The sequence below is a fragment of the Caulobacter sp. GW821-FHT10C03 genome (genome assembly GCF_059415485.1).
Genome location: NZ_JBWKNI010000004.1, coordinates 225578 through 241839 on the forward strand (window position 1 = coordinate 225578; position 16262 = coordinate 241839).

15 protein-coding genes are annotated in these 16262 nt (G+C 70.1%); 8 read left to right on the plus strand and 7 right to left on the minus strand.

The genetic code is table 11. From position 1 onward, the window contains the following. Nucleotides 1–146: 146 nt before the first annotated feature. Nucleotides 147–491, minus strand: a complete 345-nt coding sequence (locus AC07NG_RS07000; protein ID WP_492855847.1) for a UrcA family protein — start codon at nucleotides 489–491, stop codon at nucleotides 147–149. Between the two features lie 323 nt (nucleotides 492–814). On the opposite strand from AC07NG_RS07000, the gene AC07NG_RS07005 reads away from it, so the two are divergent. Then, nucleotides 815–1600, plus strand: coding sequence for a M23 family metallopeptidase (locus tag AC07NG_RS07005; RefSeq protein ID WP_494592910.1), 786 nt, complete (start codon nucleotides 815–817; stop codon nucleotides 1598–1600). A gap of 10 nt (nucleotides 1601–1610) precedes the next feature. On the opposite strand, the gene AC07NG_RS07010 is transcribed toward AC07NG_RS07005, so the two are convergent. Further along, nucleotides 1611–1967, minus strand: a complete 357-nt coding sequence (locus AC07NG_RS07010; RefSeq protein WP_492855849.1) for a phage holin family protein — start codon at nucleotides 1965–1967, stop codon at nucleotides 1611–1613. 214 nt (nucleotides 1968–2181) lie between these two features. On the opposite strand from AC07NG_RS07010, the gene AC07NG_RS07015 reads away from it, so the two are divergent. Next, a complete protein-coding gene (locus AC07NG_RS07015) occupies nucleotides 2182–4317 on the plus strand; it encodes a histidine kinase dimerization/phosphoacceptor domain -containing protein (protein WP_494592912.1) in 2136 nt (711 codons plus the stop codon). Between the two features lie 386 nt (nucleotides 4318–4703). Beyond that, entirely contained in the window at nucleotides 4704–5591 is an 888-nt protein-coding gene (gene rpoH / locus AC07NG_RS07020; protein WP_487292019.1) for an RNA polymerase sigma factor RpoH, read from the plus strand. Nucleotides 5592–5667: 76 nt separating this feature from the next. Here rpoH and AC07NG_RS07025 read toward each other — a convergent pair whose 3' ends face one another. After that, nucleotides 5668–6585, minus strand: a complete 918-nt coding sequence (locus tag AC07NG_RS07025; RefSeq protein ID WP_494592914.1) for a hypothetical protein — start codon at nucleotides 6583–6585, stop codon at nucleotides 5668–5670. A 220-nt stretch (nucleotides 6586–6805) separates the two neighbouring features. Here AC07NG_RS07025 and AC07NG_RS07030 point away from each other — a divergent pair, with 220 nt between their 5' ends. Next, the gene (locus tag AC07NG_RS07030) at nucleotides 6806–7288 is read left to right on the plus strand and encodes an ASCH/PUA domain-containing protein (RefSeq protein WP_494592916.1); all 483 of its coding nucleotides are present in this window, start codon (nucleotides 6806–6808) and stop codon (nucleotides 7286–7288) included. 14 nt (nucleotides 7289–7302) lie between these two features. Here the strand turns inward: AC07NG_RS07030 and vapC are convergent, their stop codons facing one another. From vapC to AC07NG_RS07045, 3 genes are read right to left on the minus strand one after another with little or no spacing between them, the layout of a single operon-like run. Then, nucleotides 7303–7716 carry a tRNA(fMet)-specific endonuclease VapC gene (gene vapC, locus AC07NG_RS07035; protein WP_494592918.1) on the minus strand — a complete coding sequence of 138 codons (414 nt, stop codon included), beginning with the start codon at nucleotides 7714–7716 and terminating at the stop codon, nucleotides 7303–7305. Continuing rightward, complete coding sequence (vapB, locus tag AC07NG_RS07040; RefSeq protein ID WP_110121377.1) at nucleotides 7716–7937, minus strand: type II toxin-antitoxin system VapB family antitoxin; 222 nt, start codon at nucleotides 7935–7937, stop codon at nucleotides 7716–7718. Before vapB ends, vapC begins: the two co-directional genes overlap by 1 nt. A 54-nt stretch (nucleotides 7938–7991) precedes the next feature. After that, nucleotides 7992–9308: an MFS transporter gene (locus AC07NG_RS07045; protein WP_494592920.1), complete on the minus strand. Its 1317-nt coding sequence runs from the start codon at nucleotides 9306–9308 to the stop codon at nucleotides 7992–7994. Nucleotides 9309–9452: 144 nt separating this feature from the next. Between AC07NG_RS07045 and AC07NG_RS07050 the strand changes: the two genes are divergently transcribed. From AC07NG_RS07050 to mnmC2, 4 genes are all read left to right on the plus strand, one after another. Continuing rightward, nucleotides 9453–11255 carry a methyl-accepting chemotaxis protein gene (locus AC07NG_RS07050; protein WP_494592922.1) on the plus strand — a complete coding sequence of 601 codons (1803 nt, stop codon included), beginning with the start codon at nucleotides 9453–9455 and terminating at the stop codon, nucleotides 11253–11255. A 123-nt stretch (nucleotides 11256–11378) separates the two neighbouring features. Further along, a complete protein-coding gene (gene motA, locus AC07NG_RS07055) occupies nucleotides 11379–12248 on the plus strand; it encodes a flagellar motor stator protein MotA (RefSeq protein WP_487292013.1) in 870 nt (289 codons plus the stop codon). A 143-nt stretch (nucleotides 12249–12391) separates the two neighbouring features. After that, nucleotides 12392–12697: a hypothetical protein gene (locus AC07NG_RS07060; RefSeq protein WP_487292012.1), complete on the plus strand. Its 306-nt coding sequence runs from the start codon at nucleotides 12392–12394 to the stop codon at nucleotides 12695–12697. 76 nt (nucleotides 12698–12773) lie between these two features. Then, the gene (mnmC2, locus tag AC07NG_RS07065) at nucleotides 12774–14552 is read left to right on the plus strand and encodes a tRNA (5-methylaminomethyl-2-thiouridine)(34)-methyltransferase MnmC2 (protein WP_494592925.1); all 1779 of its coding nucleotides are present in this window, start codon (nucleotides 12774–12776) and stop codon (nucleotides 14550–14552) included. A gap of 209 nt (nucleotides 14553–14761) precedes the next feature. Here mnmC2 and AC07NG_RS07070 read toward each other — a convergent pair whose 3' ends face one another. Next, the gene (locus AC07NG_RS07070) at nucleotides 14762–15991 is read right to left on the minus strand and encodes an OmpA family protein (RefSeq protein WP_492855856.1); all 1230 of its coding nucleotides are present in this window, start codon (nucleotides 15989–15991) and stop codon (nucleotides 14762–14764) included. Between the last annotated feature and the right edge of the window lie 271 nt (nucleotides 15992–16262).

The following is a 16262-nucleotide window of genomic DNA, read 5'->3' on the forward strand; positions in this document are numbered from 1 at the left end:
ACGCGAAAGCCCCGGTCGCAGGACCGGGGCTTTTTCGTTTGATCCTCCCCCTCTGGGGGAGGTGGTCCGCAGGACCGGAGGGGGCCCTCCGGCAAAGGCCCCGGGTCTACCCGGGCCTCCGCGGCGGATGGCTTTGCATGCGGGGCTCAGCGAGCGGCCACCGCCATCGGGGTCGCGCGGGCGGCCGAGGCCAGGGCCTGACGCTGCTTGTCCGAGAGCTTGTCGTTGATCTCGTCACGGACGTCGATCTTGCAGGCGCGCTGCGACATCAGGTCGAGACGCTCGTGGTTGGCGCGGGCGCGGCAGAAGCGCTTGGTGGCGTCGGCGGCGCGGGTCTCGAACTCGGCGGCGTCGGCCGGATCGGCCAGGTTCAGGTCGCCGACGCGAACCGTGACCGGCGCGGCGTGGGCCGCCTGGGTCAGGCCGATCAGCGGCACGGCCGCCAGGGTCAGGGTCGCGATCGAGGTGAGGCTGATCATGAACTTGCGCATTGGAATTTTCCCTCTGTTCCCGGGCGCGTCCGCCGCGCCTCCATGGACAAAGGTGTACTGAACGATACTTGAAGAGTCTCGTTAAGTGTCGTTCATGACTCCATATTCATAGTATTGACTGGATTTAATATTCTAAAATTCGTGTAATGTTTGACAAATTCGCGACAGCCTCCAGCCAAGCTCTGGCGAACACCACGGCTCAGCTGCCGCCTTTCCGCCCGATCAGGCGGGCAAAGAGCCGCGTTCACGATCGCGAAAGGCCAAGCCCCTAGAACCGCCCGGCCCGCGATCCTCGCACATGACCGATCCACGAGGTTCCGTTCTTGGCGCCAGACACCCAGGCCCCGCCCGCCCGCAATCTCGCCCTGCCGCTGACGCTGGGCTTCGCCGTCGTCGTGGCCGCCGCTTCCGTGCCGGCCGCCCGCGCCCTGGCCGACCTGCTGGCGCCCGCCCCCATCACCGCGCCCGTCGTCCAGGCCGCCGCCGAGCCCGCGCCGCCGGCCCCGCCGCCGCCCGCCTACGCCTTCGACGCGCCCCTGCCCGGCCGCGACATCGCCTCGCCCTTCGGCCTGCGCAAGCTGCCCTGGGAAGAAGGCGGCCGCCTGCATGAAGGCGTCGACATCGCCGCCCCCTCCGGCACGGCGGTGAAGGTCGCCGCCGACGGCGTCGTCCTGCGCACCGGCGTCGACGCCGGCTACGGCCGCTTCGTCGAGGTCAGGCACAAGGACGGCTTCACGACGCTCTATGCGCACCTGGGCCGCAATCTCGGCATGAAGAAGGGCGTCTTCGTGCGCCGCGGCACGCCGATCGCCCTGGTCGGCGACAGCGGCCGCTCGACCGGCTCGCACCTGCATTTCGAGATCAGCCGCAAGGGCCGGCCGCTGAACCCGGCCCTGTTCATGGACAAGACCTTCGCGCAGGCCGACGACCTGCCGCTGAAGGCCGCCGCACGCGTGCCGCGCAAGGTGCGCCTGGCCCAGGTGTCGCGCTGGCCCGAGGGCATGAAGGAAAAGGTCGCCGCCCGCCGCGCCGCGAATGGCGGCGTCGGCGTCGCCACGCGCGGCGAGGACGGCCGCGTGCGCGTTCGGATCCAGGTCGCCGACGGCTAGAGCTTCAGGCTCATTCCCGCTCGGCGCCTTCGCCCAGCAGCAGGTGGCCCAGCCAACTGACCACGCCGATCACGATCGCGCCGAAGACGCCGGCCCAGAAGCCGTGAACGACCAGCCCTCGCAGCAGCATCGCCACCAGGCCCAGCATGGCGGCGTTGACCACCAGCAGGAACAGACCCAGCGTCACCAGGGTGATCGGCAGGGTCAGCAGCACCACGATCGGCCGCACCACCGCATTGACGATCCCCAGCAGCACCGCGGCGATGGCGATCGTCTGCCAGCCAGAGGCGCTGATCCCCGGCACGATCCGCGACGCCAGCCAGAGCCCCAGCCCAGCGAACAGCGCGCGCAGAAGAAAGCCGGTCATGCGGATGGGTCTCCCGAAAAAAACAAGCGCGACCGTGACGCTCTCGAAAGATGCAGACAAGCCCTGTTCGCGTTGTCGTGGGCCAAATGTCGACAAGACGACGGTCAGCCTGTTCAATGCGACGTACTGTCAAGCACCGGCCTAGGCCGTCTGGAGCCGCCGCCGTGACCGTAGCTTTCCCGTCGCACGCCCCCATGCTGGACAGGCTTGACGCATGACGGCCGCGCCGACGCCCGAGCAGATCCAGGCCTGCGATCGCGAGCCGATCCACATCCCCGGCGCCATCCAGCCGCACGGCGTGCTGCTGGCGCTGGACCGCGACGGCCTGACCGTGCGCGCCGCGGCCGGCGACGTGGCCGGCCTGCTGGGCGTCGGGACGTGGCTGGACCAGGCGGTCGGCGCCGTGATCGGCGACGACCTGGCCGGCCAGGTGGCCACCATCTCCAATTCCCGCCCGGCCGGCGGCTTCATCGGCGTGCTGCACCGGAACGGCCGCAATCTCGACCTCAGCGCCACGGTGCAGGGCGAGCTCGTCCTGCTTGAGATCGAGCCCGGCCTCGAGCGGCCGATGGCCGGCTCGCAGATCCTGACCCACCTGGAAGCCGCGGCCGCCGCCTTCGAGCGCTGCCCGGGCCTGAAGACGCTCTATGACCGCGCGGCCCTGGAATTCCGCCGCCTGACCGGGTTCGACCGGGTGATGATCTATCGCTTCGGGGTCGAGGACGACGCCGGCGAGGTGGTCGGCGAGGACCGCGCCCAGCACCTGAAGAGCTTCCTCAACCACCGCTTCCCCGGCTCGGACATCCCCAGGCAGGCCCGCGCCCTCTATGTGCGCAACCTGGTGCGGGTGATCCCGGACTCGGCCTACACGCCCGCCCCGCTGGAGCCCGCGCCGGAAGGCCAGCTCGACATGAGCGACCTGGCCCTGCGCAGCGTCTCGCCGGTGCACCTGCAGTACCTGCGCAACATGGGCGTCGTCGCCTCGGCCTCGGTGTCGATCGTCAAGGACGGCCGCCTGTGGGGCCTGGTGGCCTGCCATCACAACAGCCCGCGCCTGCTGCCCTACGAGATCCGCGCCGCCTGCCGCGCCCTGGCCGGCGGGCTGGCCCGCCAGATCAAGGCCAAGGAAGAGGCCGAGACCTGGCGCGAGAAGCTGCGCCTGCGCGCCCTGGGCGACGACCTGGCCTCGGTCCTGTCGCAGTCCGACATCGGCGACCTGGCGCTGGAGGAGCACGTTCCCGACCTCGTCGCCCTGGGCGAGGCCGACGGCGTGGCCCTGTTCCGCGACGACCGCATCGAGACGGCCGGCAAGACACCGCCGCACACGGCTCTCGCCATGCTGCGCGACTGGCTGCTGGACGTCGACGCCGGCGGGGTGATCGCCACCGACCGCAGCGCCGCCGTGTTCCCCGGCGCCAGCGCCTTCAAGAGCTGGGCCTCGGGCCTGATGGGCGTGGTGGTCGAGCGCTCCCCGCTGCTGGCCGTGCTGTGGACCCGCGCCGAGGAAGTCGAGGTCGTGCACTGGGCCGGCGACCCCTACCGCACCGCCAAGGCGGCCGGCGGCGACGGGGCGCTTACGCCGCGCGCCTCGTTCGACGCCTGGAGCGAGACGGTCCGCGGCCGCTCGCGCCCGTGGAGCACCTCGCAGACCGAGGCCGCCCTGCGCCTGCGCCAAGACCTCCTGGACCTGCGCCGCGCCCGCCGCACGGCCGAGCTGAACAGCCAGCTGCGCGCCACGCTGGACGACAAGGACGACCTGCTGCGGCAGAAGGACTTTCTGCTGCGCGAGGTGAATCATAGGGTCCAGAACAGCCTGGCCCTGGCCGCCGGCTTCCTGACCATCCAGATGAAGACCATCGAGGATCCGGCCGCCCGCGCGCCGCTCGAAGAGGCCAGCCGCCGACTCACCGCCGTGGGCCTGGTCCACCGCAGGCTCTATCGCGGCGACCAGCTGGAGACGGTGTCGCTCGACCGCTACCTCGTCGAGCTGGCCGAGGAGCTGGTGGAATCCCTGGGCCTGGAGTGGGCGCGGATGCTGCGCGTCGACGCCGCCCCGGCCACGGTCTCGACCGACAAGGCCGTGACCATCGGCCTGGTGGTCACCGAGCTGGTGATCAACGCGGTGAAGTACGCCTATGGCGGCCGGCCGGGCCGCATCGATGTCGGCCTGGTCGAGCACGGCGGCCGCGTGCGCATCTCGGTCGCCGACCAGGGCGGCGGCAAGCAGGGCCCCCGCGTCGGCTTCGGCAGCAAGATGATGGACGCCATGGTCCGCCAGCTGGCCGGAACCCTGGCCTATCACGACAACAATCCCGGCGTGCGGGCCGAGCTGGACGCGCCGGCGGGGTAGGTGATCCTTCTCCCCTTGCGGGAGAAGGTGGCGGCGAAGCCGTCGGATGACGGGTCTCTCGGACATCCGACGCCCGCGCCAGCCTGCCCGCCACTCGCGGCTTTGAGCTCTGAAAGACCCCTCACCCGACCTCCCTCCGGGAGGCCACCCTCTCCCGCAAGGGGAGAGGGGCCTATTCAAGCCTCTTGCAATTTTGAGAATGATCGTTCATTTTTTTGAGAATGAACGTTCATTCCGCCATCGAAATGTCCAATACCTGAGCCACGGTGTCGGACATTACATTTGCGTTATCGACCTTACCTTCGCCGCAACCCGTACCTATCTCACCCATTCGAAAGTGGGCCTCGGGAGCCACGTTGGCTTCGGGCCCAGGGGATGTTGAACTCATGGCAGTGAATTCCTTGTCGGTGATGTCGCCGGACGGCGGCCTGTCGCGCTACCTCACCGAAATCCGCAAGTTCCCGATGCTGGCGAAGGACGAGGAGTTCATGCTCGCCCAGCGCTGGAAAGAGCATCAGGACAGCGACGCCGCGCACAAGATGGTCACCAGCCACCTGCGCCTCGTGGCCAAGATCGCCATGGGCTATCGCGGCTACGGCCTGCCGATCGGGGAAGTGATTTCCGAAGGCAATGTCGGCCTGATGCAGGCGGTCAAGAAGTTCGAGCCCGAGAAGGGCTTCCGCCTGGCCACCTACGCCATGTGGTGGATCCGCGCCTCGATCCAGGAATACATCCTGCGCTCGTGGTCGCTGGTGAAGATGGGCACGACCGCCGCGCAGAAGAAGCTGTTCTTCAACCTGCGCAAGGCCAAGAGCCAGATCGCCGCCTTCCAGGACGGCGACCTGCGCCCCGACCAGGTCAGCTACATCGCCACCAAGCTGGGCGTGCTGGACAGCGAGGTCATCTCGATGAACCGCCGCCTGGGCGGTCCCGACGCCTCGCTGAACGCGCCCCTGCGCGCCGACGGCGAAAGCGAGTGGCAGGACTGGCTGGCCGACGACGACCAGGTTTCGCAAGAGACCGTGGTCGCCGAGAACCAGGAGAAGTCCATGCGGATGAGCCTCCTGGAAGAGGCCATGGTCGAGCTGACCGACCGCGAGCGTCACATCCTGACCGAGCGCCGCCTGAAGGACGACCCGACCACCCTGGAAGACCTGGCCGCCCAGTACGGCGTCAGCCGCGAACGGGTCCGCCAGATCGAGGTCCGGGCCTTCGAGAAGCTGCAGAAGTCCATGCGCGAGGCGGCCCTCGCCAAGAACATGGTCGAGGCGTAAGGCTCCCCCTTCGCCTAGCAAGAAGGCCGCCGCGCTCCCCCGCGGCGGCCTTTTTCATGCGTGGACCGGACCCGGATCAGGCCTTGGGCGCGCACTCCCGCACCAGCCGCCGGAAGCCCTCGGAGCGGCCGCCCGGATACTCGTTCGACGGACCGTTCTCGCCATAGAGCGAGATCATCGGCGCCGTCGCCACGGCGCGGGCCAGAGCCGGCGTCAGCGCCAGGCGCCCGACGATGCTGCGGACCTTCGGCTCGCCCTTCAGGACCAGGTTCTGCTCGTGCTCCGTCGCCGGGTCCCGGAGGATCAGCAGCAGGTCCCGCAGATCCTTGTCCCAGGTGCGCGGATCGCCCTCGTCGGTGAAGAACTCCAGCCGCAGCGTCGCGCGCTCGCAGGTCGCGCGGAAGGGAATGCTGCCCGGACCGGCGATGAACTCGGCCACCGCGCCGTGACCGTTTCGTCCGGGCGTGTAGCGCCACAGATCGTACGCGTCGGCCGCGACCGCCCAGGACAGCTCGTCCAGATCCGCGGCGCGGCAGGCGGCCTTGCTGAGCGTGAAGCGGCCATAGTTGACGGCCTTGGCCGGCGACGGCGCCAGCGCCTCGCCCCGTCGCGCCAGATCGATCTCGACCTCGTCTCCGGACCGGCGGACACGCGCCCTCGCCGGCGCGCCCCAGTTGTCCACGAACCGCACCGTCCCGGAGCCGTCCGCCGCCGGGGTCAGGAATTCAGGCGAGAAACTCAAAACCTCGCCGCCCGGCTTCAGGCGGGAGTCGAAGGACACGAACGCCTTCCCCGGGCCGCTCGACGGCGTCCGCCAGACCAGCACGGCCACGCCGTCGCCCGGCAGTCCGGCGTCGGCGGCCTGCAGGCAGAAGCGCTCCTCGACCGGCTCGACATAGCGCGCCGCGCCGGGCGGTGAAGCGGCCTCGGCCATCGAGGCCGTCATTGACGCCACCAGCCCGAAGACCGCCAGCACCACCCCGATCCGCCGCACGCGCATCTCCCCCAAAAGTTGAGCGCGAACTTGACCGCGACGCCCGCGCATCGTCAATCGCCGCCTGGGGTTGGCGCGACTTGCTGCTATGATGCCGCTGGTTTCCTCGCCTGCGCGTCACGGCCCGGTCACAAACCGCCTTTTCCTCGCCGCCGACGCGCTCTAAGAGCGTCGCCTTCGATTTTTCCGGCGCTTTCGGGCGCCAATTCAAAGACTTTCCATGACCCGTCACGAACTGAAGACCTGGCCGCAGTATTTCGCCGCCGTGCGCTCGGGCAAGAAGCGCTTCGAGATCCGCCGCAACGACCGCGAATTCAAGGTCGGCGACGTGCTGGTGCTGCGCGAGTTCGATCCCGATCAGGACGTCTATACCGGTCAGATCGAAGAGCGTCAGATCACCTTCCTGCTGTCGGAAGAAGACTACGGCGTCATTCACGGCTTCGTGGCCATCGGCTTCGGCGACGTGGTGCACCACCCGAGCGCCGCCGAGGACCACCCCCTGACCGCCGGCGAGCTGGCCGAGTGGCACGAGACCGCCGCCGCCAACGCCGCCCTGCGCGGCGAGGAAGCCCGCCGGGTGTCGCAGTCCTACACCACCACCGGCATGAGCGTCGCCGCCGACCGCCACGGCGCGGTGGCCGCCCTGGCCGAAACCGACGCGGCCTTCCACGCCGCCGCCGCGCGGATCATCCGCAAGGGGTGAGCCTCTGAGGACCGTCAGCCGATGTCGCTGGCGGTCCAATCCTCACAGCGCAATCCTTCGACCCTACCGAACTCGACAAGGTTGCCGGTGATGACGGCAAGGCCACGCGAACGAGCGTGGCCGGCGATAAGCAGGTCGTATCCGCCGATCGGACGCCCGGCGCGTTCAAGGCGGGCTCGAATATCCGCAGCGTGATCGGCCGCATAGGCGTCGAAGGACAGCACCTCTAGTTTGGCGGCGAAACGCTCCACCAAGTCACGATGATGCTCGGGCCGGGCCGACTTGGCCGCACCGTGCAAGAGTTCAGTCAGCACGATCGTCGAGATGCAAAGCGCATCGGCATTGCTGTTGAATCGTTCGCGCAAGCTGGGTGGGCGATCCCTGAGCACACGGATGCACAGGCTGGTGTCCAGCATATAGCGCAGCATCAGAAGCTTTCGCGATCCTGGGCCACGGGCTGATCGCGCTCGCCGAGATCGATACCGGGCTCGTCGAAGAAATCATCCCAAAGCGCGTCGGACGGTACGATGACCCGCCGGTTTCCTTCACGCAGCACGGTCACCGAGCGAACGCCTTCGGGAAAAGCCACTTCCTTGGAAAGTCGAACGGCCTGAGAGCGGTTCGATTGGAACAAGGTGGTCTTGACCATGAAAGATCCCCACTTTGGATATACAGACAGTATATCCCAAAATTCCACGACCGCCTACACCCCGCCCTCGTCGCCGCGTTCCAGGCCGGCCAGGGTCGCTTCGCCCGGCGTCTCCTCGTCGCTGACCTTGCGCAGCACGGCCTGGCGCAGGGCGTAGGCCAGCATGGCCGCCAGGATCAGGGCGTTGAGCACGAACGGGGCCCAGCGCACGGCCTCGTAGAGCAGCACGAACAGCGGCGCGACCACCACGTTGAGGCCGTTGATGGCGGCGATGGCGCCAGCCGCTCCTGCTTGGTCCTTGGCCTCGACCGACAGCGACGCTCCCGCCGTGAACCCGGGCCGCGCGAAGCCGTAGCCCAGCGAGGACACCGCATAGCCGATGGCCACGGCCGCATAGTCCGGCGCGAAGGCCACGACCACGTTGCCCAGGGCCGCCACGCCGACGCCCCAGCGCATCAGCTCGCGCGGGCCCATGGCGAACATCCGGATCAGGCCCCACTGGGCCAGCAGGCCCGCCACCGCGCCAGCCGCCATGGCCAGGGTGATGAAGCCCTGGGCCTTGACCGGCGCGACGCCCAGCTTGTCGATGATCAGAAAGCCCAGGGTCTGGGTCTGGGCCGTCTGGCAGGTGGCCACCAGGAAGCCGAAGATCAGGAAGGGCATCAGGCGCGGGTCGCGCCACAGGCTGTCGCCCCGCCGCAGCGACGGAAAGGCCAGACGCGCGCGCGGCTGGACCTCGCCCGCGCTCGCCGGCCCCCTGGCTTCCTCCAGGCCCCGGTGCACGATCCACATCATCACCGCCGCCAGCCCGGCGAAGGCGAACATCGGCCCGGCCAAGCCCACCACCGGCAGCACGAACAGCGGCGCCAGCAGCGGTCCGACCACCGTGCCCAGGCCGAACGCCCCGGCCAGGGTGGCCATGGCCTGGGTGCGCTCCTCGCGCTTGGTGCGCTCGGCCAGATAGGCCTGGGTGGCCGGATTGGCGGCCGAGCCGAACAGGCCAAACAGCGCTCGCGCCAGCAGGAACAGCACGAACACCAGCATCGGCGGAAAGAGATGGTGCAGGCCCGCGCTGACCACGAAGGCGCACAGGGTCATCGACACGCAGAAGCCGCCCAGCCCCAGCAGGATCAGGGGCTTGCGCCCCCGCACGTCCGAACGCTTGGCCCAGAACGGCGACGACAGCGCCCACAGCAGGGCCGATAGCGAAAAGATCGCCGCCACCATGGCGTCGGGGATGCCGATCTGCCGGCCGATGGCGGGGAGGACGGACAGCATGCCCGTATTGCCCAGCGCCGTGGCCGCCGACACCCCGAAAAGGATGGCGAAGGCCCGCCGGTTGACCTGTTGATCTTGAGCGGCGGCAGACATCGAACAAACGTTAGAGTGCGTTCGTCGCCAGGGGAAGCCCGTGGAAGCGCCGGGCGACGCCCGGACGCTCCAGGGACGCTATGTCGCAACCCTGGGGCGGTCCCGGTTAAGGGTCCGCTCATGGCGCGGGCGCGTACTGGACCCATGCTGCGTCACATCTCCGTCCCCCACAAACTGCTGCTGGCCTTCGCCGCCATGATCACCATCTGCGGCGCGGCCAGCGCCGTGGTCGCCCTGGACCTGTGGTCGCTGCGCAAGGCGACCGAGATGACCGACGACTCCATGGCCCTGACCATGGCCAGCGCCCGCATGCAGGCCGCCGCGCTCGAGCAGCAGAACGCCATCCTCGGCTATGTCGCCTCGGGCGCCAGCGAGCACATCAAGCGCTTCGACGCCGCCGAAAAAGCCCTGGAGGCCGATCTCGACGCCCTGCGCAACGCCGACGCGGCCGGCGACTACGCGACCGCCGCCGCCAAGCTCTCGGACGCCCGCAAGCAGTACAAGGCCGAGGCCCAGGCCTTGATCGCCATGGCCGCCACGCCAGAGGGCCGCGCCCAGGCCGCGACGCGGACGGAGGCCAGCGATCGCCTGGCCGACCTGCGCAAGGTGCTGGCCGAGGTCGAGGCCCAGGAGCATCGCGACGAGGCTGTGCGTTCGGCCAGCCGCGAGCGGGCCTTCGGGCGCGCCTTCCTCGGCATCGTGGTCGGCGGGATTCTCGGCCTCCTCGCCTCGCTGGGCCTGGCCTGGCTGCTGACCCGCGTGCTGGGCCGGCCGGTCACCGCCCTGACCGGCGTCATGACCCGCCTGGCCGGCGGCGACAACGGCGTCGAGGTGCCCGACGTCGACCGCCGCGACGAGATCGGGGCCATGGCCAAGGCCGTGCTGCGCTTCAAGGACGCCGCCATCGAGAAGATCGCCGTCGAACGCCAGGTCGAGATCGAGCGCCAGGCGGCCGAAGTCGCGCGCCAATCCGCCGAGGCCGAACGCGAAGCCGCCCGCGTGCAGCTGGAGGCCGTGGTCGACAGCCTGGCCGGCGGCCTGCGCGCCCTGGCCCAGGGCGACCTGACCCGCCGCGTCGACATCGCCTTCCCCGCCGAGTACGAGCGCCTGCGCGCCGACTTCAACGCCGCCATCGCCCAGATGGAGGACGCCCTGAAGGTCATCGTCCGCTCGGCCGGCGGCATCGAGGCCGGCAGCGACGAGATCGCCTCGGCGGCCGACGACCTCTCCCGCCGCAGCGAGCGCCAGGCCGCCAGCCTGGAGGAGACCGCCGCCGCCCTCGACGAGATCACCGCCACGGTCCGCCGCAGCTCGGCCGGCGCCAAGAGCGCGGCCATCGTGGTGGGGGCGGCCCGCAGCGACGCCCAGCGCTCGCGCGTCGTGGTCGGCGACGCCGTCGGGGCCATGACCCGCATCGAGGCCTCCTCGCGCGAGATCGGCCGCATCGTCGGGGTGATCGACGAGATCGCCTTCCAGACCAACCTTCTGGCCCTCAACGCCGGGGTCGAGGCCGCCCGGGCCGGCGACAGCGGCAAGGGCTTCGCCGTCGTCGCCATGGAGGTGCGGGCCCTGGCCCAGCGCTCGGCCGAAGCGGCCCGCGAGATCAAGGTGCTGATCGCCACCGCCGCCCGCGAGGTCGAGCAGGGCGTGTCGATGGTCGGCGAGACCGGCCAGGCCCTTCAGGCCATCGCCGACAAGGTGGGCGAGATCGACGGGCTGGTGGGCGAGATCGCCGCCTCGGCCGCCGAGCAGTCGGCCGGCCTGTCGGAGGTCAACGGCGCCATCAACCTGATGGACCAGACCGTCCAGCAGAACGCCGCCATGGTCGAACAGTCCACCGCCGCCAGCCACAGCCTCAAGACCGAGGCCGCCACTCTTTCCCACCTGATCGGCCGCTTCCGGGTCGGCGGCGCGACCCAGGCCCGCAAACCGGCGCGCGCGGCGTGACGGGGCGTGACGTGACGGGGCGGCCTGCGCTCAGCCGCCGCACGGACCTGCAAACCGCCGATACCTTGGATTAATCATTAACAGCCATGATGCGGGCTGAATTCTTCGGGGCCTCCTGACGTCATGTTCCAGATCATCGGCATCGTGCTGCTCTTCGGCCTCGTGTTCGGCAGCTACCTGATGGGTGGCGGCAAGATGGACGTCATCATCGAGGCGGCCCCTCACGAACTGATGGCCATCCTCGGCGCGGGCGTCGCCGCGTTCCTGATCTCGAACTCGATGACCGTCATCAAGGCCACCGCGGGCGGCTTCGGCAAGATCTTCGCCGGCCCCAAGTGGAAGGCCGGCGACTATCGCGACCTGCTGGCCCTGCTGTTCCTGCTGACCAAGACGATGAAGTCCAAGGGCGTCATCGCCCTGGAAAGCCACATCGAAAAGCCGCACGACAGCTCGATCTTCTCGCGCTACCCGAAGATCTCGAAGGACCACTTCGCCGTCGACTTCATCTGCGACACCCTGCGGATGATGACCATGAACCTGGAGGATCCCCACCAGGTCGAGGATGCGATGGAAAAGCAGCTCGAGAAGCACCACCACGAGGCGCTCGAGCCGGCCCACGCCCTGCAATCCATGGCCGACGCCCTGCCCGCCCTGGGCATCGTCGCCGCCGTGCTGGGCGTCATCAAGACCATGGGCTCGATCACCGAGCCCCCCGCCGTGCTCGGCGGCATGATCGGCGGCGCCCTGGTCGGCACCTTCCTCGGCGTGTTCATGGCCTACGGCCTGGTCGGCCCGATGGCCGCCCGCCTGCAGGCCGTCGTCAACGAGGACGGCGCCTTCTACAAGATCATCCAGGCGGTGCTCGTCGCCCACCTGCACGGCAACGCCGCCCAGATCAGCGTCGAGATCGGCCGCGGCAACGTGCCCAGCGTCTGCCAGCCCAGCTTCGTCGAGCTGGAAGAGGCCCTGTCGCAGATCCCGGCCGAGGGCTGAGCCCGATCCTTCCGTCCGTGCACGGCCAGATCACGCGCCCGTGATCTTTGCTTGCAACGGGGCGTGAAAAGCGGTTCCTTGCCAGCATGGCGCCCGGCTCCCACGCCGGGCGTTTCCATTTAGACGTCGCAAGGGATGCCCCGATGACCACCCAAGTCCTCCGCAAGATCCTCATCGCCGGCGCGGCCATGACCGCCCTGTCGCTGGCCGCCTGCGGCAAGAAGGACGAGGCTCCCGCCGCCGACGAGAAGGCCGCCGCCGCGGCCGCCGCCGGCGCCAGCGAAGTGACCGCCGCCGACGCCGGCTCGGCCGAGGACCAGGCCGCCGCCGACGCCAACAAGGCCGCCGCCGACGCCGCCGCCGAACCGGACGCCGTCTCGGCCGCCGAAGGTACGGCCCCGGCCGCCGCCGCCGCTCCTGCCGAAGAGAAGAAGACCGAAGGCCACTGAGCCTTTTCAGGCTTTTTCGAGCTTCGACTATCCGAAGGGCCGTCCGCGAGGGCGGCCCTTCTTCTATGATGGCGCCATGACTTCCGACTCTTCAGACACCGCCCCGGGCTCCCCGCTGATCTGGCGCGAGGACGGCCTGCCGCAGTCGCGGCTCTATGGCGACGTCTACTTCTCCAGCGCCGACGGCCTGGCCGAGACCCGGGCGGTGTTCCTCGACGGCTGCGGCCTGCCGGGCGCCTGGGCCGAACGCGACCGCTTCATGGTCGGCGAGCTGGGCTTCGGCACGGGACTGAACATCGCCGCCCTGCTGGACCTGTGGCGGCGGGAAAAACCCACGGGCTCCAAACTCAACATCTTCTCGATCGAGGCCCACCCGATCACCCGCGACGAAGCCGCCCGCGCCCTGGCCGTCTGGCCGGAGCTGGGCGAGGCCGCCCAGGTGCTGCTCGACCATTGGCCCAGCGCCGCGCGCGGCTTCCACCGCATCGACCTGCCCGGCTTCGACGCGGTGCTGGATCTGGCCGTCATGGACGTGACGGAGGCGCTGGAGGCCTGGAGCGGGGCGGCCGACGCCTGGTTCCTCGACGGCTTCTCGCCGGCCCTCAACCCGGCCATGTGGAGCGAGGACATCCTCGCCGCCGTCGCCGCCCGCACCGCGCCCGGCGCGAAGGCCGCGACCTTCACCGTCGCCGGGGCCGTGCGCCGTGGCCTGGCCGCCGCCGGCTTCACCTGGGAAAAGCGCCCCGGCTTCGGCCGCAAGAAGGAACGACTGGAGGCGACCTTCCCCGGCGAGCGCCCCGCGCCGCGTCGGCCCAAGAGCCTGGCGATCGTCGGCGGCGGCATCGCGGCGGCCAGCCTGGCCCGCGCCGCCCGCGCCGAGGGCCTGGTCGTCGCGGTGATCGACGCCGGCCGCGACCCGGCCTCCGGCAACCCGGCCGCCCTGGTCACCCCGGCGCTGGACGCCGGCGGCGGTCCGCGCGCGGCCTTTCCGGCCCAGGCCCTGGCGCGCGCCGCCGCCCTCTACGAGGCCCTTCCCGGCGCGGAGCTGGCGCGCGGCGTGCTGCGGCTGGCGACCGGCCCCAAGGACCCCGACCGCTTCGCCGCCGTCACCGACCAGGACCTGTTCGCCGCCGGCGAAATGACCGTCCTGGACGCCGGGACGGCGAGCGCCGCCCTGGGCGAGCCGGCGAGCGGCGCGCTTTCCATGGCCCTGGCCCGCGTGGTCGAGCCCGCCGCCGTCCTCGCCGCCTGGCGAGGCGAGGCGATCGCCGCCGAGGTCGCGCGGATCGAGCCCGGCGACGACGGCTGGCGTCTGCTGGACGAGGCCGGCGCAGTCCTGGCGACCGCCGACGCCGTCGTGCTGGCCGGCGGCGCCGACCTGGTCCGGCTCTGGCCCGAGGCGCCCATCCGCCCGGTGCGCGGCCAGACCAGCTGGGCCGGCCCTATCGACACGGCGATCACTCCCGCCGCCTTCGGCGGCTACGCCGTTCCCACCCGCGAGGGCGGCGTGCTGTTCGGCGCCACCCATGACCGGGGCGAGACGGCGACCGAGCTTCGCGAGGCCGATCACGCCCGCAACCGCGCGGCCCTGGCCAAGGGCCGGCCGGACCTCGCCGCCCGCCTCGCCGACGCCCCGCTGGACGGCCGCGCCGCCGTGCGCGCCACGACGGCCGACCATCTGCCGCTGGCGGGCGCGGTTCCCGGCGCGCCGGACGGCCTGTTCGTGCTGGGCGGCCTGGGCGGGCGAGGCTTCACCACCGCCCCGCTGCTGGCCGAGCACGTAGTCGCCCTGATGCTGGGCGCGCCGTCGCCGCTGCCGCGGGCGCTGGCGGGGTTGGTGGAGCCTGGCAGATAACCCTCCCCCTTGATGGGGGAGGGTTGGGTGGGGGTGATGCGGCGTCGGAAGCCTAGCGCTGCGCGCCGGCTCAGCAGGTCACCCCCATCCCCGCCCCTTCCCCCATCAAGGGGGAAGGGAGACCCCGCGCAAAGCAAAAGGCCCCGGAGTTTCCTCCGGGGCCTTCGCATTTCGTCGGGAAGCGTGAAGCCTCCGTCCGGGACCCGATCTTAGAAGTTGATCGAGATCGTCGAACGACGGTTCAGCGGTTCCTTCACGCCGTCGCCGGTGGCGACGGCCGGGGCGCTTTCACCCTTCCAGTCGACCGCCAGGGTCGTGGCGGGGACGCCGGCGCCGACCAGACCATCGGCCACGGCCTTCGCACGACGTTCCGACAGGCGGACGTTGTACTTCGGCGAGCCCGAGGTGTCGGTGTGGCCCACGACCGTGATCTTGGTCGCGTTGCCGCCCTTGGCGTAGTCAGCGGCCTGCTGCACCACGGCCTGGGCTTCCGGCGTCAGCACGTACTGATCGAACGGGAAGTAGACCACGAACTCGCGGGCCTCGTAGGCCGGCGGAGGCGGCGGCGGGGGCGGCGGAGCCGGGGGCTCGGGCGGCGGAGGCGGCGGGGGAGGCGGCGGCGGGGGCGGAGGCGGCGGGGGCGGCGGCGAGCCGAAGGTGTAGCGCACACCCAGGGTGATCGAGCTGTCCTTGTAGTCGCCTTCGAAGTAGCCGAGCGAGGTCGGGGCCGGACCGGCCGCGCCCACGTTCGTCGAGACCGAACCCCAGGTGACGTTCTTGGCGGTCAGGTAGCGGCCCGTCAGGTCGAGCGACCAGTTCGGGGTGATGTCCCAGGCCAGGCCCAGCAGGCCTTGATAGGCGAACGCCTGATCGACGTCGTCGATGCTGAGGTTCTGGTAGGGCGCCGCGCCGGTCGGCACGCCGCTCAGTTGGCCGTAGACCTTGTTGTGCACCCAGGCCGTACCGACGCCGACGCCGACGAACGGACGCCAGGACGAGTCGGGCAGGAAGTCATAGATGACGTTGGCCATCAGGGTGGTGGCCTTCAGCTCGCCGTTCGGCTCGCCGCAGGTCGGGCTGGTCACCGTGCGGATCGGACCGGCGGTGCAGAGACCCAGCGGCTGCGGACGCGAGCCGTCCTCGGAGCGGACGCCCTTGATGTCGCCGCCGCGATAGCCGTATTCGCCTTCGACGCGCCAGTTCGGCGACAGACGGTAACCGAGGCGCGCGAAGCCCGCCCAGTCCTTGTCGGTCGAGAAGGTCCAGTCGTAGGGACGGCCGTCGGAGGCGTCCACCGACGAACTCGTTTCGACGCCCTCGGTCGAGTGGTAACCGACGTCGCCGGCCACGTACCATCCGCTCAACGCGCTTTGGGCGGAGGCGCCTGACGCCGCGCAAAGCGCGACGGCTGCGACGCCAGCCAGCAACCCGAATTTCATGTGAGAACCCTCTTTAAATTAGCCAGGACGCCCCCCGCGGGGCGGCTTCCACGACGACAAACGCGTGACCTCGCAAATCGGCTGTGGCGCTGGCGCCACAGTGAGCGAGTTTCGTCGATATCTCGACAGAACCTCCTCTGAAACGATCGGTCCACGGACGTCGTGATCGCCTCGCGCCGGTCTTCGCGCGAGCCGGGAAATAATCGCCGTGTTCGCAATCAGCGTCCAGATCAACCCAGGCGATTATTGGCAGAACGGTGGATGGTGAGCG

What these genes read in the sequence shown, in the direction of transcription:
- AC07NG_RS07000 (WP_492855847.1), bottom strand. Translation starts at nt 491, where the DNA reads ATGCGCAAGTTCATGATCAGCCTCACCTCGATCGCGACCCTGACCCTG.
- AC07NG_RS07050 (WP_494592922.1), top strand. Translation starts at nt 9,453, where the DNA reads ATGCTGCGTCACATCTCCGTCCCCCACAAACTGCTGCTGGCCTTCGCC.
- motA (WP_487292013.1), top strand. Translation starts at nt 11,379, where the DNA reads ATGTTCCAGATCATCGGCATCGTGCTGCTCTTCGGCCTCGTGTTCGGC.
- AC07NG_RS07015 (WP_494592912.1), top strand. Translation starts at nt 2,182, where the DNA reads ATGACGGCCGCGCCGACGCCCGAGCAGATCCAGGCCTGCGATCGCGAG.
- AC07NG_RS07045 (WP_494592920.1), bottom strand. Translation starts at nt 9,308, where the DNA reads ATGTCTGCCGCCGCTCAAGATCAACAGGTCAACCGGCGGGCCTTCGCC.
- mnmC2 (WP_494592925.1), top strand. Translation starts at nt 12,774, where the DNA reads ATGACTTCCGACTCTTCAGACACCGCCCCGGGCTCCCCGCTGATCTGG.
- AC07NG_RS07010 (WP_492855849.1), bottom strand. Translation starts at nt 1,967, where the DNA reads ATGACCGGCTTTCTTCTGCGCGCGCTGTTCGCTGGGCTGGGGCTCTGG.
- vapC (WP_494592918.1), bottom strand. Translation starts at nt 7,716, where the DNA reads ATGCTGCGCTATATGCTGGACACCAGCCTGTGCATCCGTGTGCTCAGG.
- AC07NG_RS07060 (WP_487292012.1), top strand. Translation starts at nt 12,392, where the DNA reads ATGACCACCCAAGTCCTCCGCAAGATCCTCATCGCCGGCGCGGCCATG.
- AC07NG_RS07030 (WP_494592916.1), top strand. Translation starts at nt 6,806, where the DNA reads ATGACCCGTCACGAACTGAAGACCTGGCCGCAGTATTTCGCCGCCGTG.
- rpoH (WP_487292019.1), top strand. Translation starts at nt 4,704, where the DNA reads ATGGCAGTGAATTCCTTGTCGGTGATGTCGCCGGACGGCGGCCTGTCG.
- AC07NG_RS07070 (WP_492855856.1), bottom strand. Translation starts at nt 15,991, where the DNA reads ATGAAATTCGGGTTGCTGGCTGGCGTCGCAGCCGTCGCGCTTTGCGCG.
- vapB (WP_110121377.1), bottom strand. Translation starts at nt 7,937, where the DNA reads ATGGTCAAGACCACCTTGTTCCAATCGAACCGCTCTCAGGCCGTTCGA.